19 protein-coding genes are annotated in these 23958 nt (G+C 69.2%); 7 read left to right on the top strand and 12 right to left on the bottom strand.

Features of this window, described 5'->3' with window-relative positions; all coding sequences use genetic code 11:
• Positions 1-3 precede the first annotated feature (3 nt).
• On the bottom strand, positions 4-222 hold the full coding sequence (locus tag AMYAL_RS0119280; protein ID WP_005149665.1) for an RNA-binding S4 domain-containing protein: 219 nt from the start codon (positions 220-222) through the stop codon (positions 4-6).
• Positions 223-229: 7 nt separating this feature from the next.
• Positions 230-991, bottom strand: a complete 762-nt coding sequence (locus tag AMYAL_RS0119285) for a trypsin-like serine peptidase (protein WP_020632943.1) — start codon at positions 989-991, stop codon at positions 230-232.
• Between the two features lie 144 nt (positions 992-1135).
• Between AMYAL_RS0119285 and AMYAL_RS0119290 the strand changes: the two genes are divergently transcribed.
• The 4 genes from AMYAL_RS0119290 to AMYAL_RS0119305 all read left to right on the top strand — a co-directional run bounded on the left by AMYAL_RS0119290 (position 1136) and on the right by AMYAL_RS0119305 (position 5537).
• On the top strand, positions 1136-1960 hold the full coding sequence (locus AMYAL_RS0119290) for an SDR family NAD(P)-dependent oxidoreductase (RefSeq protein WP_020632944.1): 825 nt from the start codon (positions 1136-1138) through the stop codon (positions 1958-1960).
• 96 nt (positions 1961-2056) lie between these two features.
• Positions 2057-2737 carry a hypothetical protein gene (locus tag AMYAL_RS0119295; RefSeq protein ID WP_245192962.1) on the top strand — a complete coding sequence of 227 codons (681 nt, stop codon included), beginning with the start codon at positions 2057-2059 and terminating at the stop codon, positions 2735-2737.
• A gap of 106 nt (positions 2738-2843) precedes the next feature.
• Positions 2844-4106, top strand: coding sequence for an MFS transporter (locus tag AMYAL_RS0119300; RefSeq protein ID WP_020632946.1), 1263 nt, complete (start codon positions 2844-2846; stop codon positions 4104-4106).
• Between the two features lie 294 nt (positions 4107-4400).
• Complete coding sequence (locus AMYAL_RS0119305) at positions 4401-5537, top strand: GGDEF domain-containing protein (protein WP_425332209.1); 1137 nt, start codon at positions 4401-4403, stop codon at positions 5535-5537.
• A gap of 63 nt (positions 5538-5600) precedes the next feature.
• Here AMYAL_RS0119305 and AMYAL_RS0119310 read toward each other — a convergent pair whose 3' ends face one another.
• The 7 genes from AMYAL_RS0119310 to AMYAL_RS0119340 form a co-directional block, all read right to left on the bottom strand.
• Positions 5601-10574, bottom strand: a complete 4974-nt coding sequence (locus AMYAL_RS0119310) for an RHS repeat-associated core domain-containing protein (RefSeq protein WP_020632948.1) — start codon at positions 10572-10574, stop codon at positions 5601-5603.
• 36 nt (positions 10575-10610) lie between these two features.
• Positions 10611-11126 carry a YbaB/EbfC family nucleoid-associated protein gene (locus AMYAL_RS0119315; RefSeq protein WP_020632949.1) on the bottom strand — a complete coding sequence of 172 codons (516 nt, stop codon included), beginning with the start codon at positions 11124-11126 and terminating at the stop codon, positions 10611-10613.
• On the bottom strand, positions 11123-11452 hold the full coding sequence (locus AMYAL_RS0119320; protein WP_020632950.1) for a type VII secretion target: 330 nt from the start codon (positions 11450-11452) through the stop codon (positions 11123-11125). Before AMYAL_RS0119320 ends, AMYAL_RS0119315 begins: the two co-directional genes overlap by 4 nt.
• Positions 11449-13458 (bottom strand): WXG100 family type VII secretion target, encoded by a 2010-nt coding sequence (locus tag AMYAL_RS0119325; RefSeq protein WP_020632951.1) that lies wholly within the window; start codon positions 13456-13458, stop codon positions 11449-11451. The genes AMYAL_RS0119320 and AMYAL_RS0119325 overlap by 4 nt, the downstream gene beginning before the upstream one ends.
• Positions 13459-13469: 11 nt before the next feature.
• Positions 13470-13880, bottom strand: a complete 411-nt coding sequence (locus AMYAL_RS0119330; protein ID WP_026467237.1) for a hypothetical protein — start codon at positions 13878-13880, stop codon at positions 13470-13472.
• A gap of 30 nt (positions 13881-13910) precedes the next feature.
• Positions 13911-14762, bottom strand: coding sequence for an ESX secretion-associated protein EspG (locus AMYAL_RS0119335; protein WP_026467238.1), 852 nt, complete (start codon positions 14760-14762; stop codon positions 13911-13913).
• Between the two features lie 212 nt (positions 14763-14974).
• Positions 14975-17914 carry an ATP-binding protein gene (locus AMYAL_RS0119340; protein ID WP_026467239.1) on the bottom strand — a complete coding sequence of 980 codons (2940 nt, stop codon included), beginning with the start codon at positions 17912-17914 and terminating at the stop codon, positions 14975-14977.
• A 473-nt stretch (positions 17915-18387) separates the two neighbouring features.
• On the opposite strand from AMYAL_RS0119340, the gene AMYAL_RS0119345 reads away from it, so the two are divergent.
• Positions 18388-19497 (top strand): S1 family peptidase, encoded by a 1110-nt coding sequence (locus tag AMYAL_RS0119345; RefSeq protein WP_020632955.1) that lies wholly within the window; start codon positions 18388-18390, stop codon positions 19495-19497.
• 112 nt (positions 19498-19609) lie between these two features.
• Here the strand turns inward: AMYAL_RS0119345 and AMYAL_RS0119350 are convergent, their stop codons facing one another.
• Positions 19610-20014, bottom strand: coding sequence for an SsgA family sporulation/cell division regulator (locus AMYAL_RS0119350; RefSeq protein WP_026467240.1), 405 nt, complete (start codon positions 20012-20014; stop codon positions 19610-19612).
• A 207-nt stretch (positions 20015-20221) separates the two neighbouring features.
• Complete coding sequence (locus AMYAL_RS0119355) at positions 20222-20695, bottom strand: Lrp/AsnC family transcriptional regulator (protein WP_020632957.1); 474 nt, start codon at positions 20693-20695, stop codon at positions 20222-20224.
• 155 nt (positions 20696-20850) lie between these two features.
• Here AMYAL_RS0119355 and AMYAL_RS0119360 point away from each other — a divergent pair, with 155 nt between their 5' ends.
• A complete protein-coding gene (locus tag AMYAL_RS0119360; RefSeq protein WP_084702133.1) occupies positions 20851-21888 on the top strand; it encodes a beta-ketoacyl-ACP synthase III in 1038 nt (345 codons plus the stop codon).
• On the opposite strand, the gene AMYAL_RS0119365 is transcribed toward AMYAL_RS0119360, so the two are convergent.
• Positions 21875-23356: an adenylate/guanylate cyclase domain-containing protein gene (locus tag AMYAL_RS0119365; protein ID WP_020632959.1), complete on the bottom strand. Its 1482-nt coding sequence runs from the start codon at positions 23354-23356 to the stop codon at positions 21875-21877. The two genes, AMYAL_RS0119360 and AMYAL_RS0119365, sit on opposite strands and share 14 nt — an antisense overlap.
• 84 nt (positions 23357-23440) lie before the next feature.
• Between AMYAL_RS0119365 and AMYAL_RS0119370 the strand changes: the two genes are divergently transcribed.
• Positions 23441-23941, top strand: a complete 501-nt coding sequence (locus tag AMYAL_RS0119370; RefSeq protein ID WP_020632960.1) for an FBP domain-containing protein — start codon at positions 23441-23443, stop codon at positions 23939-23941.
• Positions 23942-23958: the final 17 nt, after the last annotated feature.

The raw sequence follows: 23958 nt of genomic DNA on the forward strand, positions 1-23958 counted from the left end.
CATTCAGGCCAGGACGACGCGGCCGCCTTCGCCGCCGACCTCCACGACGTCGCCGTTCGTCAGCTGACGGCCGCGCCGGACCTCCACCTCGCCGTTTACGGTGACCTCTTCGGCGTCGAGGAGGTCTTTGGCGTGCGAGCCGTCTTCGGCCAGGTTGGCCAGCTTGAGGAACTGGCCGAGGCGGATCGGCTCGCCGGTGATCGGGACGTCGTGGATGCTCATGGGGAGATCATCCCCGCGCGTCCATCTTCCGGTACAAGGTGGCGACGTCGGTGTCGAAGTAGCTGCTGTAGGACGTGTCCGGATCGTCCCCGCCGTACAGATAGCCGCCGATCACGCCGACGACGGTGCCGAGTTCGGTCTGCGGATCGGGGTCGACGATCCATGGGCCGCCGCTGGTGCCGGTCGTGAAGCCGGGGCAGCCGACGCGCATCTGATAGGTGTCGGCCTGGCCGCTGGCGCCGTGACAGACGACCGGGGCCTCCCGTTCGTCGGGGTAGCCGGTCAGGGTGATGGTGTGGTCGAAGCCGCCGCCGGTCAGCAGGGTGTTGGCGCCGGTGACGCTTTCGAGGGTTTTCGTGGTGCCAGCCTGGCGCGCGGTCGCGAATCCGACATCCAGGTCCGGATCGGACGAACTGGCCCAGCCGTCGGGCACCTGCGGATCCGAGACGTCCCAGTAGCCGTAGGGCGCGACGCCGTCGTGATAGCCGGGCGCGAACGAGATCCCCGCCGCGTACTCGCCGCCTTCGCCGTCGTGGAGGCAGTGCGCCGCGGTGATCAGGAGATCTCCGGGGCCGCTGTGGACGACGCTGGCCGTACAGAAATGCGATCCGTCGAGGAAGAGCGCGCCGATCGCCGGGTTGGTCTTCGGCGTGGCGGGGGTGACCGCCACCGTCGCGGCGGTCTCTTCGGGCTCGGTCTCGGCGGGTTCGGACGCGGCCGAACAACCGGTCAGAACGACACAGAGCACGAGCAACAGGGCGCGGCGCATCGCCTTCCTTCCGGTCGTCCACGGCTGTCCTGGTTACAGATCACCATAAGTGGTCCATGAACACAGCCCGAATCGATCAACGCACAGCAAGCTCACAGCCGTAGTATGTGTTACCTCCGGTAACAGTCGAACTTGGGAGCGGGTATGAAGTCGTTCACGGACAAGGTCGCGGTGATCACGGGCGCGGGCTCGGGAATCGGCCGGGCGCTCGCGATCGAACTGGCTGGACGCGGGGCGCGGCTGGCGCTTTCCGACGTCGACGCCGTCCGTGCGGCAGGCACCGCCGCGTTGTGCGAGAAAGCGGGCGCGACCGCGAAAGCCTACGAGCTGGACGTCGCCGATCGTGACGCCGTTCTCGCACACGCCGAGGAGGTCGCCGTCGATTTCGGGGGCGCCAACGTCGTGGTGAACAACGCCGGGGTCGCCCTCGGCGCGACGGTCGAGGAAATGACCTGGGACGACTACGACTGGCTGATGGGGATCAACCTCGGCGGCGTGGTCAACGGCACGAAAGCCTTTCTGCCGCAGGTGATCGCTTCGGGTGACGGGCACATCGTCAACCTTTCGAGTGTGTTCGGCTTCATCGGCGTGCCCACGCAGAGCGCTTACAACGCGGCGAAATTCGGGGTCCGGGGGTTCACCGAGGCGCTGCGGCAGGAAATGCTGATCGCCCGGCATCCGGTGAAGGTCAGCTGCGTGCATCCCGGTGGCATCAAGACGAACATCGCCCGCGACGCGCGGGGCGGCGTCGAGCGGGACATCGACAAAGCCGCCGAGGGATTCGAAAAGATCGCGAGGACGACGCCGGAGAAGGCCGCTCAGACCATCGTGCGTGGTATCGAACGGGGGACGCCGCGCATCCTGATCGGCCCGGACGCCTATGTCATCGACGCGATTCCCCGCGTTCTCGGCGCTTTTTATCAACGCCCGTTGGCGCTACTGGGGCGCTTGGGGATGAAGAACCTCTGAATGGAGTAACCCTCCGTGGTCCGGACGGCTCGGGATAACTCGATCGGGGTGCGTTACTTACGGCAGCGTCGGAAATGCACCACAATGCTCAAGTTCGTGATTCCGCTTCCGGAGGTCCCCATGCCGCGCGCCGCCCAGCGCCGTACGCCGACCGATGCCGCCCTCTGCGCGAGTGTGCCCATCGAGACAGCAGAGTTGCTGGACCGGACGGGCATCATCGCGGCGAGCCTGCCGAAACGGCGGCGCAGCCCGGAGAACGAGGTCGAGCCCGAGCCGGCGCCGGTCCGGACCCCGGTCTGCGCGCCGGTCGTCGACAAGGATCTGCGCCCCAAGGCCGTCGTCATCCATCGCCGCGCCAGGTCCTGGCTGGTCGGCGGGGCGGGCGCGGCGCTGCTCGCGATCGGCTGGTTCGCGGGCACGTTCACCTTCCAGCCGGTCGACGACACCGCGCTGCCCGAGCAGCCGCTGCCCGCCGTGGCGGCCCAGCCCGCCGCGCCGCCGGTCACGCAGCCCGCGCCGCAGGCCGCCCCGGTGACCGTCTATGTCCCGGTCACCGTGAAGCAGCAGGTGCCCGCGCCGGCGAAGAAGAAGGCCGCCAAGGAGCAGGCCGTCGCGCTGCCGCCCGAACGGCCCCGGCAGACGGAGCAGCCGCGCACCGACATCACGGCGCAGCAGAAGGCCACACAGGACCTGCGGTACATGATGGATCCCGTCATGGCGAGTTCGCTGGCGATGGAAATGGCGCAGGGGATGATGGGGTACGGCGACGGTCGCTGACCGCGCGGAAACGTCTCTCCACAGTGGACACCGGTCGGGGTCGTGGGCCGGATGGCCGCTGACACTGCGGAATTGATCCACTACCGTGAGCCAAGGGGAGGGGCTCATGGAGAGAGGGGATCCCGCACGGAGTACCGGATTCAAGGCCGCTTTCGCGGTCGGTGAGTTCCGTGCGTTGTGGGCGGCCGAGGCGCTTTCGCAGGCCGGTGATCAGCTGGCCAGGGTCGCGTTGTCGGTTCTGGTCTGGGAAAGAACGGCGTCGGCGGGGCTGACCGGGCTCACCTATGGGCTGACGTATCTGCCGACGCTGATCGGCGGCACCCTGTTCGCCGGACTGGCGGACCGATACCCGCGGCGGACGGTGATGATCGCCTGCGACCTGCTGCGCGCGGCGCTCGCGGCGTTGATGGCCGTGCCGGGGATGCCGCTCACGGTACTGGCCGGACTGCTGGTGATCCTGACGATGGCGGGCGGACCGTTCCGGGCGGCGCAGCTCGCGTTGCTCCCGGACATCCTCGACGGCGAACGGTACGTCGCCGGGCTCGCGCTCCGCACGATCACCATCCAAACGGCACAGCTGGCCGGTTTCGGCGGTGGCGGGCTGGTGATCGGGCTCGTGACGCCCTACTGGGGACTGGTGATCGACGCGGTGACCTTTGTGGTCTCCGCGCTGCTCGTGTCCACAGGGGTGCGTCGCAGGCCGCCCGCCGTCACGGAATCCTCGGTGAAAAGCCGGGTGGCACGGGCTTTCAGCGGTGAAGGCGCCAGGGAACTGTGGCGGGGCAAAGGAATCCGCGTGCTGTTCGGATTGAAGATGCTCGCCGGGTTCGCCATCGCCCCGGAAGGACTCGCGGCCCCGCTCGCCGTCGGACTCGACGCGGGCAGTTTCGCGGTCGGGCTTATTCTCGCGGCGGATCCGGTGGGTTCGGTAATCGGGTCGTGGATCTTCACGAAATGGGTTCCGGCGCGACGGAAAACGCGAATGGTCGGCATTCTCGCCCTGGCATCCGCAGTTCCTTTGGTCTTTGTCTTCTTTCGCCCTCCGCTGCCGCTCTGTCTCGCGCTGATCGGGCTCAGCGGGGCCTTCGCGGCGCCGTATCACCTGCAGGCCGTCGCGTTGATGGCCCGCGCGGTCCCGGACGGTGTCCGGGCACAGGTGATGGGCCTGACCTCGACGAGTTTGGTGACGGTGCAAGGAATAGGGATCATGCTCGCGGGCGGTCTCGCCCAGTTGACCGGCCCGTTCGTGGCCGTCGGGGTGGCCGCGACGGTCGCCGTCGCCTCGGCGGGCCCGATGGTGATGGCGTGGAAACGCGCCATCACCACCGGGCCCGATGTATGGCTTCCGGCCGGAAGCCGGACCGGCTGAATTGGCTGGGATCAGTCCTCGCGACCGTTCATGATGATCCTCCCTCCCACTGCTCCATCTGTGTGTTCCGGAATTCACGCGGGCCACCCTCAGTACTACCTCGGATACATTGAAATGTGTACGGAAGGGGGACCGGTGACGATGATTATGGGGGATGTGGAACTCGCCGGAGAAGGGGCCGGTACACGTCTGAGAGCCTGGGTGCGGCAGTGGGAGTTATGGTCCGGACCACGCGGCGTACCTGCGGTTTTTCTTGTGGTGGAAGGACTTGCGGCTGCAGTCGCCGTAATCGCCTTGCTCCGATCGAACTATGAGACTACGGAATTCGTCCGATTCGGATCACTGCTCGGCCTCGCGTTCCTGCAGGCCGAGCTTTCCCGTTCGGTGGAACGATTACGGCGTACTCTTTGTGACAGACCACACATCAACATGACTTCGGTGTGGACGTTCGCGGGGGTGCTCGTCCTGCCGCCGGGGCTCGCGGTGGCCCTGGGGCTGCTCATCTACCTGCATCTTTGGCTCCGGGTGTGGCGGGGGATGAGCCACCGCCCGGCATACCGTGTCGTGTACTGCGCGGCGGCGATCGTGCTCTCCTGCCTGGCCTCGGGAGCGATCGTGGCCGGGTGGAACGGCCTGCCCGTCGGGTTCTCCGGTTCGCTGCGGATCGTCGAGGCGGCGGCCGTGTTCACCGCGGCCAACGCCGCCATCGTGGCGCTCTCGGTCTACCTGCACACCGGGGGCCGGTCACCGCGTTCGCTGTTCGGCAGCGGCGACGACAACCTGCTGGAGGTCACCACCCTGGTGCTCGGCACCTCGACCGCGCTGGGTGTCGTGCACGCGCCCGCGCTCGTCCCGTTCGTCCTGCTGCCCGTGCTGGTGCTGCATCGCAGTGTGCTGGTGCGGCAGCTGGAGATCGCGGCGAACATCGACGGCAAGACCGGGGTGCTGAACGCGCACGCGTGGCACGCGCTGAGCGAACGGGAGCTTTCGTCGGCGGCCAGGGCGAAGAGCAAACTCGCGGTGCTGATGCTCGACCTCGACCACTTCAAGCAGGTCAACGACGTCTACGGGCACCTCGCGGGCGATGCGGTGCTCAAGGTCGTCGCGACGACGATCACCGATCACGTACGCGACTACGACTCTGTCGGCCGCTTCGGTGGCGAAGAGTTCGTCGTGCTGCTTCCCGGCGCGACGGAGACCGAGGTGATCCCCGTGGCCGAGCGGGTCCGGCAGGCGGTGATGGCGATCGAGGTCGACGTGGTGACGGCGTCGGGGCCACGGACCGTGCGGGGGCTTTCGGTGTCGATCGGGGCCGCGGTCTACCCGGCCGGGGGGACCGTGCTGGAGCGGCTGCTGCACGTCGCCGACTCCGCGCTCTACCAGGCGAAGAGAAGCGGGCGGAACCGCGTCGTCTCCCTCGCCGCCGCCTGACTCACCCGCGTTTCGTCCGCTGGATGCCGTGATACCGCGTCCAGCGGACGAAACGCGACGAGGTCAGTCGACGTCCATCGCGTTGGGGTCCTTCTTCTTGCCGGTGTCGAGCGGACCGAAGCCGCCGGCCTCCAGCTTGTCCCAGTCTTCCTTGGTCGGCTTCTTGTACGTCTCGTCGTGGATCCGCGAGACCTCGTCCTCGTAGCTCTCGCGGTTCTGCCGCTTCATCTCCTCGGGCCAGTCCCCGTCCCGGATCGTGTCACGGGTCATGTGGAGTTCCTTGACGTCGTGGCTGGACAGCGGCGGCGTGGTCGCGGTCGTACCGGGGCCGGTCGAGTAGGTGAGGCCCTTGCCGCTGGCGTGCGCGTCGTCGATCATCTTGTGGTACGAGTCGTCCGCCATCTTGCCGTCGAGGGTGTTGTTGGTGTTCTTGAACCCGTCCCGGTACGCGTAGTCGAGCTGGTTGAGCTGGATCGCGGTGTTCGGGTCGCCGCCTTCCAGCGCGTTGCGCTCGGCGTCGCGGTACTCCTGGCTGTTCTTGAAGCCGCTCGGCTTCGCCGAACCTGCCGTCAGGTCCTGGTCGCCCTTGTTGCCGGTCCCGATATGCGACGAGTGCGCGGGTTTGGCCTCCTGGTAGGCCCAGGCGTGGTTCTCCAGGTTCTTCTGGTCGTGGCTCGAACCCCGTGAGCCGCCACTGCCGCGGCCGATCGCCTCGTAGGGGATCGGGTGCTCGGACTCGTGGGACTTCCCGGAGACCTTGTCCCGGCCGTCTGCCTTGAGTTCGTTGTCGTACTTCCCCGTGAGCCGGTTCTGCTCACGGGTCTTCGCGCCGTGCGTCCCGTCGGCGTAGCTCTGCCGTGGCTGCCTCGGCTTCTTCGGTCCTGGCGTCGGTTTCGGCTTGGAGACCCGGTTACCCGGCGACTTCTTCTTGCCGAGGGCGGCCTTGGCCACCGCCTTGGGGCAGGGACCCGCCTGCGGTTTCGTCGCGACGAGACCGAGCGGGTCGATCATGTCCGTCGGGTTGCCGACGTAGGCCAGCGAGTCCGACGCCGGTTCGAGGCCGAGCGGGTCGTGCGAGAGGTACCGCCCGGTGTCCGGGTCGTAGTAGCGCTTGAAGTTGTAGTGCAGCCCGGTTTCCGGGTCGTGGTACTGGCCGGGGAAGCGCAACGGCGTGTACGCCTGCCCCGGCGGCGAAAGCACCTTGCCCCACAACGACGTGTGCAGATGCCAGGCGACGTTGCCCGCTTCGTCGAGCAGTTCGCTCGGTGAGCCGACGAGGTCGGTGACGATGGCGTGGAAGCGGGCGTCCTGTCCCGGTACCCGTTCGATCTGGGTGATCGGCCGTTCCGTGCCCGGCTCCAGGTCCCAGACGACGGCGGTGCCGCCTCGGATCTCCTCGGCGAGGTTCGAGCCGTCCCAGGCGAAGTCGATCTGTTCGAGGATCCGGCCCTGGAGATCGAGGTGCTGTTTCGCGATCCGCCGCCCGAGCGCGTCGTAGTGGTAGAGCCACCGCTCGCCTTCGGGCGTGACGACGCCGGTCAGCCGGTCGTCGGAGTTCCACTGGTAGGTCCAGTCACGGCCGAGTTTGCGGCGGGCGATCGTGCGGCCTTCGGTGTCGTGCAGGTACGACGTCGAACCGGCACCGGTCACCAGGGTGCCCTGGTAGTGCCGCGGCCCGACGGCGGGATCCGCGCCGGGCCAGCCCGCCTGCGTGATCGCGCCGGCGAGGTTGTAGCCGTAGCTCTCGCGCCAGCCCTGCCCCTGGACGTCGACGACCCGGCCCGCGCGGTCCACCCGCAGCGACCGCGGCCCCGAGATCAGGTCCGAGATCGACGAGACGAGCCCGTCCCGCAGGTAGCCGTACTCGCGATGCTGAACGACACCGCGGCCACTCGAAACGGTCTGGGAGGTCAGCCTGTCGGAGGCGTCCCAGCCTTGGCGCAGCTCGACCGGCGTGCCGTCCAGGCGTCGCAGCACTTCACGACCGGAGGGGTCGTATTCGAAGCGCAAGGTACGCCCGGCGGTGCGCAGCGCGACGGGACGGCTCGCGGCGTCGTAGGCGAAGAACGACTCGGCGCCCGACGGGGTGCGGCGGCTGACCCGGCGGCCGGCGGCGTCGTACTCCGAGCGGACCGCCCTTCCGTTGAGGGATTCCGCGACGATCCGGCCCAGCGCGTCGTAGGCGATGGTGACCTCGGAATGCGCGTTGCGCGCCGAGGTCATCCGGTCGGCCGCGTCGTAGGTGAACGTGGCGACGTCGTCGCCGGCCCGCCTGCTGACGACCCGGCCGAGCGCGTCGCGTTCGATGGCGACCGTCTGGCCGAGGCTGTTGGCGCGCAACACCAGTTGCCCCGCCGCGTCGTACCCGTAGCGGGTGGTGCGGCCGTTGAAATCGGTCTCGCTGATCAGGTTCCCGGCGGGATCGTAGTCGTAACGCCAGGAAAGGCCGTGTTCGTTGGTGACCGACGCCAGCCGCAGTTCGGTGTCGTACACATAGGACAGCCGATCGCCGTCCGGGCCGATTTCGGCGGTGGGCAGGTCGAACTGCGAGTACTCGGTGCGCACCGAGAGCCCGCGGGCGTCCACGGCCTCGTCGGTGGAGCCCTGGGTGGTGCGGTTCCAGCGCCACACGGAGCCGTCGGGTTCGATCTGCTCGGCGATCTCACCGAAGCCGTCCCACTTCGTCCTGGTGACCTCGCCGAGCGGGTCGGTGACCGAGGTGGTCCGCCCGAACTCGTCGTAGGTGTACCGCGTGACCCCGCCGAGCGGATCGGTGACGGAGACCGGCAGGCCCGCCGCGTCGGACTCGATCAGCGTGACCCCGCCGAGCGCGTCGGTCACGACCGCGACGTTGCCGGCCTCGTCGTATCCGTAGGTGGTGGCGGCGCCGGTCGGATCCGTGGCGCGGACGACCTTCCCGCGCGCGTCGTACTCGCGGCGCCAGACCGCGCCGTCCGGTCCGGTCATGCTGGTCCACCGGTTCAGCGCGCTGTACTCCGCGAGCGCGCGGCCGCCGTCCGGCTGGATCACGGTGACGACGTTGCCCTCGTCGTCCATCTCCCACCGCGTCGTGCGGCCGAGGGCGTCGGTACGGCTGAGCAGTTTGCCGAAGCTGTCGAGTTCGTACCGCGTGGTGTTGCCCAGCGGATCGGTCTCGGCGACGACGCGGTGCAGTTCGTCCAGCTGGTAGCGGGTGACGTGGCCGAGCGAGTTCGTGACCGACGTGACCAGGTTTTCCCGGTCGTACTCGATGTCGACGTCGAGGAACCCACCGGTGCCCTGTGCGCGGACGACGCGGCCTTCGGAGTCGAAACCGTACCCGTACGAGCGCCCGTTGACGTCCTCCCAGCGCACGATGCGGCCCGCGGCGTCATAGGTGAACCGCAGCGGCGAACCGGCGCCGTCGACGATCTCGACCAGACGGCGCCGCTCGTCGTAGCGGTAGGTCTGGAGCGCGGTTTCCGCGCCGGGCAGGCGAAGCGCGGTGACGAGACCGTCCTTCGACTCGACGAGCAGGCGGTAACCCGCGGTGTGCTCCAGTTCGAGGGGGACGCCGTTGTCGTCGTAGCGCAGGAAGATCCGGTGCCCGTCGCCTGCCGCGATCCCGCGCAGCGGAAGCGTGTCCCCGTCCCCGGAGAAGAGCAGCATGCCGTCCGGAGTGGACACGGCGTAGCCATGGTCCATTTTGGACAGGGCGAGCCGCTGCCCGAAGGCCGGGTAGACGGGGGCGTCGGACAACGGGACCGGGTAGGTCAGCAGTGACCCGTCGGCGAGCGCGAGATGCAGGCCGTCGTCTTCGACCTCGATCCGCTGGTCCAAAGTGGACGCCCACGACGAGCCGAAGAACCGGCCGAGCGAGTACGACGAAAGATGCGTCCGCGACACGGTCAGCGGCAGGACACCGGCGAACACGACGTCGTCCTGCGTCAGCATCATCGAGCCGGTCGCGACGTCGATCGGGTCACCGCAGTCGTCGCGCTTCTTGGGCGGGACCCCGTTGCCCGGATCGTTGTTGTTGTTCTTGATCCGGTTGTCCGGCTCCGGCTTGGGGGCGCCGCGGTCCTTGGGCGGCGGTGGCGGCTGGCTGCCGGACGGCGTGGTCGGCCCGTCCGGGGTCTCGTTCTTCGGCGGAGGCGGCGGGTCGTTCTTGGGAGGCGGCGGCGGGTCGTTCTTCGGCGGCGCGCCGGACGGCGACGTGCCGCCACCCTTGTCACCGTCGGGACTGCCCTTGGGTGTCGTGCCTTCGTCCAGCTTCTTCGGCTTGGGCCCCGGCGCGCCCTTGCCGGGCTGCAACTTCTTCAACGCCTTGGCCGCGTCGGCGAACAGGTCGTCCGCCCGCTTCAGCAGCGGCATCAGCGATTTGAGCGCCTTGACGGTCTTCTTCGTCAGGTTCGCGATCTTGCTCGCGGTCTTCGCCACGGCGTTGACCACCTGCGGGACCACCCAGGTCAGCCCGATGCCCAGGGTGAACAGCACCTGCAGCGCCCAGCTGATCATGTGCCCGATCAGCTCGGCGATGATGTCGCGCACCAGCGCGCGCACGGCGGCGACCACCTCGCCCGCCGTCTTCACCCCGCTGGAGGCGCCTTCGCAGCCATTCTTCGCCGCGTCCAGCAAGGTGGCCGTGTCCTTGGCCCGGTCACGGTAGGTGTCGGCCGAGATCCCGGTCCAGCTCTGCAGATCGGCGGAGACCATCCCGGCCAGATCCGCGCCGACCGCGCCGAGTTCGCCCGCGATGTTCTTCCAGGTCTCGGCGTTCGCGCTGATCTCGTCGGCGTTGCCGGTCAGCGCGTCGAGCGCTTCCTTGAGCGGGCCGACGTGCTCCAGCAGCCAGCCGACGCCGTTCGCGAGGATCGCGCCGAAGGGGTCCATCGCCATCGACAGCGCGTCGAGCGCGGTCCCGACCGCGCCCAGCGCCACCGAAGCCCAATCGCCGCTTTCGATGGCCGACTTCAGATCGAACGCCGACTCCAGCAGGGAGGAGCCGGTGTAGGCCTTCGTCGAGTCCTTTACGTCAGCGACCAGTGGGTTACCCAAGACAAAAACCTTCTTCGATGTTCAGGAACGACGGGCTCACCAGGGTGAGTTGCCCTCGTCTTCCGGCGCTTCGTGGCGTTTCTCGCGAGGCGCCTGCGGGGTGTCGGCGGACGGCGCTGGAGGCGCGTCGTCCGGCGGAGGCTCTTCTTCCTCCTCGATTTCGGGGAACCGGCTGCGCAGGGTGCCGATCATCAGCGACCGGGTCTCCTGGTCCTCGTCGCCGAGCGTTTCCTGCATGACCTCGGCGACCTGGCCCGCGATCCCGGCCTGCGCCTGGTGCATGGTCGCGAGGATCTGCCTCGACAGCTCCTCCAGCGGGTACGTCCTCGCCTTGTTCCCGAATTCGAGGCCTGTCACGCCGCCGTCCGCCCCGACGGTCACCTTGACGGCACCGTCGGAGCTGGACGCGGACAGCCGCAACTGCTCGGTCCGCTCCTGGGCGGCCGCGTAGCGCTGAGCCTTGTTTTCGAGACCTTGGGCCCACTGGTCCAGCTTGCGTTCTGCCTCGTCGGGATCCCGGATGAGATCCCCGAGCTCGTTGGGGCGGGTCACTTCTTCCCTCCGATGTCCAAGGCCTTGAAGTCGGCTTTGAACGGTTCCGCGTTGTTCTTGTCGCCTTCCACGTAGGACTTCGCGGCGGTGCGGACGTTGTCCGCCGTCGTCCGGATCCCTTCCGCGGCGGATTTGATCGCCTCCGCCGCGCGTTCGCCGGTCGGGTTGACGATCGGCGGCAGGAACGCGCACAGCAAGCCGTACGCGTCCGGAGACATCGCCGAACCGGTCGCGCCGTGCGCGGTGTCCAACCGGTCCACGAGCCCGTCGAGATGGCTCGCGTGCGCGGTCAGGTCGTCCGGATCGACTTCGAACGAAGCCGTCACTTCCAGTCCTTGTTCTTCCAGTCACCGATCACCGGCGGTGCGACGACCTCGTCGGCGGAGAAGAAGGACGGGTCGTCGGATTCGAGGTAACCGGCGGCCTTGTGCTCCTTGTCGTCCTCGCCCTTCCCCTTGCCGGCACCGGCTCCCATACCGCCCATCGCGCCCATGCCGGGGCTGCCCGGCTTGCCGGCGGTACCCGCACCCGCACCGGCCCCACGGGCCGCGGCCGCTTCGGCTTCCATCGCGCCCGCGGCGCCGCCCATGCCGAGCGAGCCCGTCGACCTTCCGGCGCCACCGAGGCCGCCGGCGCCCGAGCCGCCGGCACCGCTGCCGCCGCTGCCGAAGCCACTGCCACCACTGCCGCCGCCGAAGCCGCTACCGCCGGTGCCACCACCGGGGCCGGGGATGTTCGGCATGCCGATCTTGGGCGGGGTGTACGGCGTGGGCTTGTACGTCGACCCCGGCTCCGGGAAGTTGGGGATGTTCGGGCGGCCGATCGGCGGGACCCGCGGCGGGATCGCCCCCGGTCCGCCACTGCCGGGACCGGGGATGTTCGGGATGCCGATGTTCGGCGGGTTGTACGGGAGACCACCGCCGGGACGCGGTCCGCCGACCTCGGGAATGGGGATGTTCGGCGGGGTGTACGACGGCGGCGAGACGGACGGCGGGGTGTAGCCCGTGGTGTGCGTACCGTCGTCGATGTTCGGCGGGTTGAAGCCCGGCCTCGACACCGGCACGGAGTAGTTGCCGCCGGTCGGCCCGTTCGGGATGGTGGGCATGGTCGGGTTGTAGCCGGGACCACCGCCACCGGGGACACCGCCGCCAGGGATACCGCCACCGGGGACACCGCCACCCGGAATGCCGCCGCCGGGACCGCCGCCGCCCGGTCCGCCGTTCGGCGCGTTGAAGGGGCTCATGCCGCCGGGGCCACCGCCCGTGCCGCCGGGTCCGCCCTGCGGGGATCCGTCGAGCGAAGCGGCGATGCCCTCCGGACGCGTTCCGTCCGAGCCCACGTTGAAGGGGCTGGGGCGCTGCGTGCCGTCTCCGGACATGGGGGTGCCCTGCATGGCGGGCTGGAGCCCACCACCGCCGGCGCCGCCACCGGACATCGGTGTGCCCTGCATCTGCGGGGTCGCCTGCGCCGACCGCAGCTTCGGCGGGGGAGGGAACGCCGGGGTGGCGATCGCCGAGCCGACCGTCTTGTCGAAGTCGGTCATCACCTTCGCGGCCTGGTCGCGCGCGTCCTGCTGCTTCTTGAAGGTGCCGAGGTCTTTCCCGAGCTGCGCCATGTACAGCTGCGGGTCTTTGATCGTCTGCAGGTTGGCGTTGGCCTCCTGCACGCTGAACGCCACCGGCGGGTTCGCCGCCATCAGCTTCTGCGTCTCGTTGAGCGTCTGCGAGTGGATCTGCTGCTGACGGCCGGTCAAGGTCGCGCCGTTCGCGGTCGAACCGAGCCACTTGCCGACACCGGCGAGGTGTTCGCGGGCCGCGTCGCCGCCTTCGCCCTCCCAGTTACCCGTGCTCGCGTTGATCGCCTTCGCCAGGTTGCGCTGGTGGCTCGCCAGGTCGTTGCCCGCCCGGACCCATTCCTCGGAGGTCTCACCGACCGCCGCCGGATCCGCGTTGTCCGCGATCGCGGACTGCATCTGCTCGTGGGTGGCGTTGCTCCAGACCGTGGACGGCGGCTCGCCGGGCTTGCGCATGTCCAGGTCCTTCGAAAGACCTTCCCGCGCCTTCTCCAGCTGCCCCTCGTACATCTTCTGGGTGAACTGGTCCTTGAAGCCGTTGAGCGCGGTGTCACCCCAGCCGAAGAGCTGGAAGAGGACATCGGTGCCGACCGTGGCCCCGGCCCGGATCTCGTCGCCGGAGGCGGCCTTGTCCGCCAACGGCCCGACATAGTAGTTGCTCGACGAGTCGGCCGTGACGTCGTAGAACGGGCTGTCCCGGTCGTATTCCTTGGACTTCGGGTCGGAGACCTTCGCCGTCTTCTCCGCGGATTCGGTCACTGGTCTCTCCTCTAGAACTCGGTGTCGATCCGCTTCAGGTTGCGCTGGTTCTCGTTGTCACGTTCCCGGTAGTTCTTCTTGGCGAGTTCGATCGCCTCGACGTAGGTCGGGAATTCGGCGCGAGCGGCTTGAAGCTGGGTGAGCAGGCCCTGCGCGTCGGTCGCGGTGCCGTGCATGTGCTGGGACACCCACTGCGCGGTCGCGGTGGAGCTCATCGCCGGTGACTTCTGCAGCTTGGACAGCGCGCTCCAGCGCTCTTCGAGGCTGTCGATCACACCTTGGAGTGAACGGATCATCTCCCGGCCGGTGCTCTCGTCGACGGCGAACCCGCCCTGCTTGGCCATCTCCTTCAGCCGCGCGCTCGCGAACGCCACCTTGCGCGCCGCCATCAACGGCTGCAGTTCTTGTGCTTCCTCAGTCAACGGAGGATCCTCTCGCCGGGTTCAGGAAGGTCAGTAGATGTCAGCGATGGCGTCCCGGATCGCGTTCGCCACGCCCGACTGACTGGCCGGGTCGTAGTGACCGATCACGGCGCCCGAGGCTTCGTCGGTCTCGGTCCAGACTAGGTACCGGCCGTCCTCGGTGTCGAGCCAGCTCAACGGCGTCGACCGGAGACGCTCGCCACGGCGGCCGATCCCGCTCACGATGATGTACCCGCCGCCGAGGCGGGTCCCGGACAGCACCTTCTCGAGGACCTCGAGGTCGCTCTCGTCGTTGCGCTGGGCCGGAGCCTCGGTCCGGGCGCGGACGACGCCGGTGAACTGGAGGTTGCCGAACGCGTCGGTCTCCTCCTCGTCGAACTCGGCCTCGGCCTGGCGGCGCGCGGCCATCGCGGAGACGGCGCGCTCCTCTTTCTGCACGATCTTGCGGCGGCCCGTCGACGCGGGACGCATCCGGGGCAGGACGCCGGACAGGACCTCGACCAGCTCTTCGTCGTCGAAGAGCGCGAACTGGAGCTCGTCCTCCCCGTGGGCCTGCGTGATGCCGAGCGCCTGCCTGCCGTCGGTGAGAGTGAGGACGGCGATGTCCTGGCCGATGCCGTCGATACCGTTGATCGAAACGGTGATCCGGTGGTTCGCCAGCAGCGCGAACGCGGTGCGGACGGCCGGGCTCAGCTCGCCGTTGACCGACAGGCGGCGCTGTTCGAGATCGGTATAGACCTTCCGGATGATCGCGGTGTACCGCTCCGGGTCGATCGAAGTGTTGCGTATGCGCAAAGGAAACAGCCGGGCATCGACGCCCAGCGCCTGCCCGACCACTGTCGCCTCTACCGTCCCCAGCGCGAAATCGGCTCGCTCAGCCATGCTTCTGCGCTACTCCCTCGCGGGGGCCATGCCCCGTCACGATCGGCTGACCTGCATAGAGGGGGCCGACTTTGTTAATGGCCAAAACAAACTAGCACAGCGCATGACTGTACGGAACCACACGAACACCGCTCAACCCGATGGAATGGATCACAATGCCCGATCGGGCACTTTTCTTGCCCCTAAAGGAATAACGGCCGTTCACCGCGATGTTACCGGTCGACCGCCGCGGGCGCATACGTCGTCATCCGGCGGGCCACATCGGTCCGCGAACGGGCCCCGAGTTTTCGCAGAACCTTCGCCACGTGCTGTTCCACGGTACGCGGAGAAAGGAACAGTCCGTCCGCTATCTCCCGGTTCGTCCGTCCGTCGGAAAGCATCCTCGCGACCTCGAGCTCGCGGGGCGAAAGCTCCTGGCCGTAGCCGCGCCGCCCGCGCTGCGAGGGCGCCCACGCGCCGTGCTCCCGCAGCAGGTGGCGGCACCGGCCGGCGTCCCTGGTCGCGCCGAGCCGCTCGTAGGCCTCCGCGGCCGCCATGAGCTCCTCGATCGCCTTGCGGTTCCCTCCGGTGAGCCGGCCTGCCGTGAGCCGGTCCGCGGTGAGACGGCACAGCGCCGCGCGCTCACGGGCGCCGATGGCCTGGTACGGCATCGGCAGCGCCTCGTAACCCGCCGCCGCCTCGTCGAAAACCGTTGCCGCGGCGGGGTGTTTGCCGCGCGCGTCGAGCAGGATCGCCTGGCCCGCCAGCAGTGCGACCCGTGAGACCGGCGAGTCCTTGCCTTCGACGCCGCGGGCGAATTCCTCGACCACCGCGTCCGCCTCCGACCAGCGGCCCGCCCGCGTGTAGGCCTCGGCCGCGGCGGGGACCAGTGCCGCCGCCCACACCCAGACGCCCTTGCGCCGGGCCGCCGCGACGGCGTTGTCGGCCGCCGCGCACGCCCCCTCGACGTCGTCCGTCGCGAGGAGCACCCGGATCAGGACTCCCGCCGCGGAAAGGACGACGGGGATGGGCCCGTGCTCCGGGGCGTGCACGCTCGCCGCGGTCAGATGTCGTTGCGCGGCGGCGAATTCCCCGCGGACAGCGGCCAGCCCGCCGAGGACGAGCGAGGACTCCATGACGATCGGGCCGAGGTCGGGATAGTCGTCGCGGAGCAGTTCGGTGGTCTCCGCGAGCCCGGACCAGTCACCGCGCACCCAGGCCAGCCGGACCCTGGTGCCCTGCGCGAGGCCCGCGGCGTAGAGCGCGCCGGCGTCGGTCGCGCGGCGGATTCCCTCCGTGACCAGCTTTTCCGCCCTGGCCAGATGCCCGGCCCAGGACTGCGCGTCGGCGAGGTTGCACCACAGCCGGGCCAGCTGGACACGTTCGGCGACGCCGTTGCCCCCTTCCGGCAGCTCGGTGAACTCTGTCCAGGCCGAACCGTCGCCGACGTGCGCCTGGGAGGAGATCCGGTCGCCGAGGAGCGCGAGCCGCAGCTCCGGGTCTTCGATCCGGTCGAAGACCTCGCGGGCCCGGCCCATCCAGACCTCGTGCCAGGACAATGGGGTCAGCCCGTCGATCGGCTGGGCGAGCAGGTTGATCCCGCGGGCGGCCAGCTCCGGCTCGTCGACCAGCTCGGTGATCGCCTTCTCCACCTCGACCCGGCCCCGGCCGAGCCGCCCGATCGTGCGGACCAGCAGCATCCCGAGGCTGAGCCGGATCGTCCCGCGCACGCTCGGGCGCAGGTCGGTGAGGTCTTCGAGGATCCGCTCCAGTGTCTCGATGACGTCCGGGCGGAAGCCGCGCAGCGCGACCTGGCTGAGTTTCGTGGCCAGCCGGGCGACGTCGTCCTCACCGAGTCCCGCCGCGGCCAGCACGGATTGGAGCAGGTCGATCGCGCGTGACGTGTCGCCATGGGCGATGGCCTCGTCGGCGGCGGCTTCGGCGTAGTGGCGCCACTGTCCGGTCCGGCCCGCCGCGCGCGAATGGTTCGCCAGCAGGGTCAGCGGCGGGACCGGCTGACCGGCGAGCACCTGGATGGCGCGCGAATGCAGCAAGGTCCTTTCCGGACCGCTGACGGTGTCGTAGACGGCCTTGCGCGCCAACGGATGCCGGAAGCCGTAGCGGTCGCCGCCGAGTTCGCCGAGGACGCCGCCATCCAAAGTGGACAGAAGGGCCGAGCGGAGCTCGTCGCCGGTGAGGCAGGCGAGTTCGCCGATCACCGAGGGTTCGGACGGGACGGCGAGCACCGCCGCCGCGCGGGCCAGCCGGACCGCGGGTTCTGGCAGCGCTTCGAGCCGTTCGGTGATGGCCTCGCGCAGGGAGATCGGCACTTCGAGGCTCTCCAGGAGCCGGTCCGAGAGCACTTCGCCGATCGGCAGCCGCCCGGCGGCGTCCCGCAACGCCCGCAGGGTCTCCTCGACCACGAACGGGATCCCGGCGGTGCTTTCGTGGAGTTTCGCGGTGAACGCCGCGGAAACCCTCGGCAGGTCCAGCAGCTCTTCCGCCAGCTTCCCGACGGCCTCGACGTCGAGCGGGCCCAGTGTCACGCGGGCGGTCTGGACGCAGCGCGGGGTGCGGAACGGGATCCCGGCGCCGGACCTCGACGGCGAGCCGGTCCGGTAGGCCGCGACGACGGCCAGTTCGGGGGGCATGGCCGCGGCGAGGAACCGCATCAGGTCACGGGTGCCCTCGTCGGCCCACTGGAGGTCGTCGATCAGGACGAGCGCGGGCCCGCAGGCGATCAGGAGTTCCCGGACGGCACGGAACTGGCGATGCCGTTCGGCGCACCGGTCGGAGAGTGGTTCGGGTTGGGGTGGAAGGCTTTCCGCGAGTTCGGGCAGCAAGGGTCTCAGTACCCCGGCGACCGGGCTGAGCGGGCCGAGCGGCCGGTCGCCCGCCGAACGCAGCGCTTCGAGCACCGGTCCGAACGGGAACGGCTCGCGCATCGGCTGGCAGGCACCCGTGAGCACCCTGCCCGCCGCGAACTCACGGCGTCCGGCCAGTTCTTCGAGCAGCCTGCTGCGGCCCATCCCCGGTTCGCCTTCGATCAGCACGGCGGCGGGACGGCGCAGCAGGATCTTCACGATCGCCGAGACCTCGGCGTCGCGGCCCACCAGTGCCGTCGATCCGGCGCGGACCGAGACCGAGGTCGGGCGAGGGGTGGCAAGCCACATCATGCGCTCCTCGGTGGGGAGTTCCCGGTGAGCCCCGACACGATCTTGTGCGTTGTCCTGCGGAGCCTAAGCACTGCCTACCGGGTCGTAAACCACCCAACACGGACAGCACGGGCATCTCGCTAGGCCGTCCGCCAACAGACTGTCACCGGTTGGACCACGGATCGTCGGTTGGAAAATCACCGGACGCCCGAAACATCGGCGAAAAACCCGATCCGGCGATTCATCCCACGTTCAGGGGGTGGCAACGACTACGCAAGGTATTCATTCGAAACCCTACTTACGGACGTGCCCGTACGGGTGTCCGCTCTCCGTGAGCACACCTGGAGCAGGGCCTTCGGTTTCCGAAGAATGGGTATACCTATCCCGCGCCGACCCGGATTGCCTGCCTCGTCCCGGTCCACGACTCTCACCCGTCAGGGGAGGGTTATCGCATGGCGAACCGGAGCCGTGCGTGATGACGAGGGAGAAGCATGAAGATCACGAAGCTCCTCGGTGTGGCCGCCACGGCAGCACTGGCCACTGGCGCGCTCGTCACGGGCACCCCCGCGGCGGCGTCCTCGGACACGTTGCTCAACCCTGCTCTGCTCAATCAAGAAATGGTCCCCGCCCTGCAACGGGACCTCGGCCTCACCGCCGGGCAGGCGCTCGCCAGGATCCAGAGCGAGACCGCCGCCGGCGCGCTCGAACAGTCGCTCGCCTCGGCACTGGCCGGAAGCTTCGGCGGCGCGAGCTACAACGAAGCCACCGGCAAACTCCGCGTCGGTGTCACGGACGCGGCGAAACTGGGCCAGGTCCTCGCCAGCGGCGCGGAAGCGGAACTCGTGCGGTTCTCCGCGGCCCAGCTCGATTCCACTGTGGACAAACTGAACGCCGGCGAGCGCGCGGCGGACGGCGCGATCACCGGCTGGGGCGTCGACGCCAAGACCAACCGGGTGACGCTGAACGTCCTGCCGGGCGAGAGCGGCGTCGTCGACTCGTACCTGGAGAAGACCGGCGTGGACAAGGCCGCCGTCTCGGTGGTCGAGACCTCTTCGGTGCCGACCCTGAAGTACGACGTCCGCGGCGGTGACGCCTACTACATCAACAACTCTTCGCGCTGCTCGGTCGGCTTCTCGGTCAACGGCGGCTTCCTCACCGCCGGACACTGCGGCCCCGGCACGGTGACCGGCTCCAACCGGGTCGCGATGGGCTCGTTCGCCCGCGTCAGCTTCCCGAGCAACGACTACGCCCACGTGCGGGTCAACAGCAACTGGACGCCGCGCGGCGTCATCAACAACGGCACCCGCGTGAGCGGTTCGAGCGAGGCCGCGACCGGCGCCTCGATCTGCAAGTCGGGTTCGACCACCGGCTGGACCTGCGGCACCGTCGGCGCCAAGAACCAGACCGTCCGCTACTCCGAAGGCACGGTCTACGGCATGACCGCCACCAACGTGCACTCGCAGGCTGGCGACTCCGGTGGCTCGCTCATCGCGGGCAACCAGGCCCAGGGCATGTTGTCCGGCGGCAACAGCTCCGTCACGTACTTCTTCCCGGTCCGGCCGGCGTTGTCCGCGACCGGGACCTCCCTGGTCCTCGGCTGACACCGTCCCCGGTCACCGAGAACCGCAGAAAAGGACGAAGGGCGGACCGAGTGCCTCCAGCGCACTCGGGCCGCCCTTCGTCTTCGTACCGCGGGAGCGGTGGCTCGGGGGGCTACACGTTGCTGATCTCTTCGATCAGCGCCTCGACGTCGAAGTGCTCGCTTTCGGCGCCGAGCGGGACCAGCTCGAAGGTGGACTCGAGGAACGTCTCGACGTCCTCGCGCTCCAGCTCGAACGACGCATAACCGTCGGGTGACTCGATCTCCAGCGTCAGCATGTCCTCGTCCTCGGAGAGGTCGGGGCGGACGCGGACGTCGCCGAGCCCGGCGGGGTCGGTGAGGCCGGTGGCGAGCAGCTCACGCGCGAAGGTCCACTCGACCCACCGGCCGCGCTCCGTCCGGAACGACACGGTGACCGCGAACGGTTCGCCGGCGTGGAAGGACAGGCGGGAGAGAACGGGCGTGCTGCTGTTGTTCAGCAGGACGAACTGGCTCTGGTGAATTGCGTCGGTGTGCACGGCCACTCCTCGGTGCTCTCGTGGTTCGCGCGGCGCGAACTTTTCGTCTCGGGGAGGAGATGGCCGGACGCGGGCCCGATGACGCGGCTGTAGCCACGTTCACGCTATCGGCTGCACATGTCCACAGTGGTGTAACGCGGGGCACAGACCCCTTGCGTTCGGGCCGATACCCGTGGTGACGGGGCTAAGGAGTCCTTTTTGGACCGCTCAGGGGTCCAGCGGCAGGGTCAGTCCCGTCTTGACCCGGTCCATCGCCACCGAGGTCGTGAAGTGCCGCACGTTCGGGTTGTCGAAGAACATCCGCCGCGTGAACGCCTCGAAGTCCGTCATGTCCCGGCAGGTGACCACGAGCACGAAGTCCGCGTTGCCGGTGACGTAGTAACACTGCTGGACGTTGTCGTCCGCGAGCACCTGCCGCCGGAACCCGTCGAGCACCGCGAGGTTCTCCCGCTCCATCTCGACCATCACCACGAACGTCATCGACAGCCCGAGCGCCTGCGGCGACAGCACCGCCACCTCGCGTTCGATCACCCCCGCCTCACGCAGCCGCTTGATCCGCCGCTGCACGGCGGCGGCGGACAGGCCCACCTTGGCGCCGATGCTCTCGGCGATCGTGCGGGCGTCCGACTGCAGGCAGGCGAGGATGGCGACGTCCAGGCGGTCGAGGTCGGGTGTGTGCACCTGGCCAGGCTAACCGGACGACTCGTCCGGGCGCCCGATCTCCGCGCCGCGCCGCCGAGCGGCGTGGATCACGCCATCGAGGAAGGTGAGAATTCTTTGAATTGTGACCCGGAACACAACTGACGGGTCTACTGAATGGTAGCGCTTACAAGTGAATGGCAGACCCCGCATTCACCCCGCGAAAGGATTTCTTGGTGCCCTCATCTCAGGCGGCCGTTCTCGCCGGTCTCGGCTCTTGGCTGCCTCCGCGCGTGGTGGGGAACGAGGAGATCGCCCAGCGCCTGGACACCTCCGATGAGTGGATCCGCACGCGGACCGGCATCGCCGAACGCCGGGTCGTCGACCCCGGTACGTCCACTGTGGACCTCGCGGCCGAGGCTGGCCGCCGGGCACTGGCGTCGGCGGGGGAGGGCGGGGCGGACGCCGTCGTGCTCGCGACGTCGACGGCCGACCAGCTGTGCCCGGCCAGCGCGCCGCAGGTCGCGACCCAGCTCGGGCTGAACGGCGTCGCCGCTTTCGACGTCAACGCCGTGTGCAGCGGGTTCGTCTACGGGCTCGCCACCGGCGCCGGACTGATCGCCGCCGGGATCGCGAGCCGCGTGCTGGTGATCGGGGCGGACGTCTTCACCTCGCTCGTCGACCCCGAAGACCGCGGCACGGTGCCGATCTTCGGCGACGGCGCGGGCGCCGTCCTGCTGCGCGCGGGTGACGCCGACGAGCTCGGCGCGCTCGGCGCGTTCGACCTGCACAGCGAGGGCGAGCTCGCGGAGCTGCTCTGGGTCGAGGCCGGCGGCGCGAAGAACCGCCGCTCGGAAGACCCGCGTGACCACTATCTGGTGATGCAGGGCCAGACCGTCTTCCGGCACGCCTGCGCGCGGATGGCCGAATCGGCGCGCGCGGTGCTGGATGCCGCGGGCTGGGGGGTCGGCGACATCGACCGGTTCATCGGCCACCAGGCGAACATCCGCATCCTGCAGACCTGCGCGAAGCAGCTCGGGCTCGCGGAGGACGTCATGTACTCGAACATCGAGAAGGTGGGCAACACGAGCGCCGCGTCGATCCCGATCGCGCTGGCCGACGCGGCCAAGGACGGGACGCTCCAGCCGGGGCACCGCGTCGTGATGGGCGCCTTCGGGGCCGGGCTGACCTGGGGTTCGACGCTGCTGCGCTGGCCGGAGATCATTCCCGGCTGAGCGTCGCCTCCCAGGACTGCGTCGGCTCCTGACGTCCGCGCAGTTCGAGTTCCGCGTACGGCTCCCAGTGCGAGCGCTCGCTCTCCAGCGCGGCCTTGAGCACAGCCTCGCTCGCCAGGATCCGGCCGTCGGCGGATTTCGCGTGCTCGGTGAGGCGCGCGGCCTCGTTCACCGCGTCGCCGATGACGGTGTACTCGAACCGGCTGCTCGTCCCGAGCTGACCGGCGAAGACCCGACCGCTCGCGACCCCGATCCCGAGGTCCAGCTCCCCGGTCTCCTGCACGGCGTCCCGGATCGCCCGCGCGGCCGAAAGCGCCGCCGTCGGCGCGTCCGCGAGCCGGGTCGGCGCGCCGAAGACGCAGAGCGCGGCGTCACCCTGGAACTTGTTGACCAGCCCGCCGCGCGCCCCGACCGCGAGCACCACGCTGGTGAAGAACCGGTTCAGCATCGTCACCAGGTCTTCCGGCGGGGTGCGGCTCGCCAGTGCCGTCGAATCGACGACGTCGACGAACAGCGCCGTCACCTCGCGCACGTCACCCGAAAGGGAGGCGCCGTATTCGAGCGCATGCCGGGCTACCTCGTCCCCGACGTGCCTGCCGAACAGGTCCCGCATCCGCTCCTGTTCGCGGAGCCCGGCGGCGAGGTCGTTGACCGAGGTCTGCAGCAGGCCGATCTCGCTGGAGTCGTCGACGTCGACCACGATCTCCTTGTTGCCGCGCGCGATCTCGTCGAGCGCGATCCGCAACCGGTGCAACGGGGTCGCGACGGCCTTCGCGAGCAGCCCCGTCCCGATCGCGCCCACCCCGAGCCCGATCACCGAAAGCATGATCAGGCTCGCGACGTGGTCGCCCTGGCCGAGGTCCGGCGGCGTGGCCACCAGCAGGACCCCGAGGAACGGGACGCCGCTCGCCAGCGACCAGGTGACGATCACCCTGGTCCGCACGGTGACCTTGAGCGTCCCCTTCGGTGGCGTCACCTTGAGCGCGATCGTCATCACCGGGCGCGCGACCCATTCCGCGGCGAGATAGGTGAGGCCGACCGTGGTCAGCCCGCCGAGCCCGATGACCAGCGCCATCCCGAGCGCGTCCATCCAGGACCCGAGCACCCTGGCCAGCGCCCCGAGCACGATCGTGCCGATCAGCCAGAGCGTCCCGCTCACGATCCCCATGTCGACCGGGATCCGGAGCGCCCGCGCGGCCTCGGCCTTCGTCGGCGGGCGGCCGAAGACGAACCAGACCGCCGTGCGCCGCTGCAGCCACGCCGTCCACACGGTGCCGACCACCAGCGACAGCGCCACTATCCCGGCCGCGGTGACCCCGAGGATCCAGCCGTTGTCGCCGACCTCGCTCGGCAGGCCCTGCAGGAGCAGCAGCAACGCCACCACCCCGGCGCCGCACACACTGGATCCGAGGCCGAGCGCGGCGAACCCCAGGCTGGTCCTGAGCACCAGCCGGAACCGGCTCGACATCGTCTTCCCGCGCACCCGGTGATCGTATGACCTCCGCCGGAAAACGGTTCGCCAGTTCTCACCCGCGGTGGTTACCGTGCCGCTATGGAACCGCTGGGCCAGGACGAGATCAGGGCGTCCTTCGTGAACTGCACGCGCGGCGAGGCCAAAGGGGTCACGCTGCCCGCCCGGCCGGACGAGATCCCTTGGGAGAAAAGGGACTTCCTCGGCTGGCGCGATCCGAAGGCGACCGCTCGGGCGTATCTCGTGCTGCCGTACCGAGGGGAAACCGTCGGACTGTCCCTTCGCGCCGCGCCCCGGCCGAAGGGCCGTGTCCTGCTGAGCAACATGTGCGGCCTGTGCACGACGACACATCCGCTGTCCGACATCGCGCTGTTCTCCGGGCGCCGCGCGGGGAAATCCGGGCGGGAGGGGAACACCCTCGGCATCTACGCGTGCGCGAATCTGGCGTGCAGCCAGTACATCCGCGGCGAGCTGAAGTCGGATGTGCCACAGCCGTCGGAGACGCTGACGCTCGAGGAGCGCGTCTCCCGGCTGGAGGACAAGCTGCACCGGTTCGTGGAACGGGTACTGGAGGCACGCTGACCCGGCCGTCCGATCAC

It is taken from the genome of Amycolatopsis alba DSM 44262 (assembly GCF_000384215.1).
In the GTDB taxonomy this organism is placed as follows: domain Bacteria; phylum Actinomycetota; class Actinomycetes; order Mycobacteriales; family Pseudonocardiaceae; genus Amycolatopsis; species Amycolatopsis alba.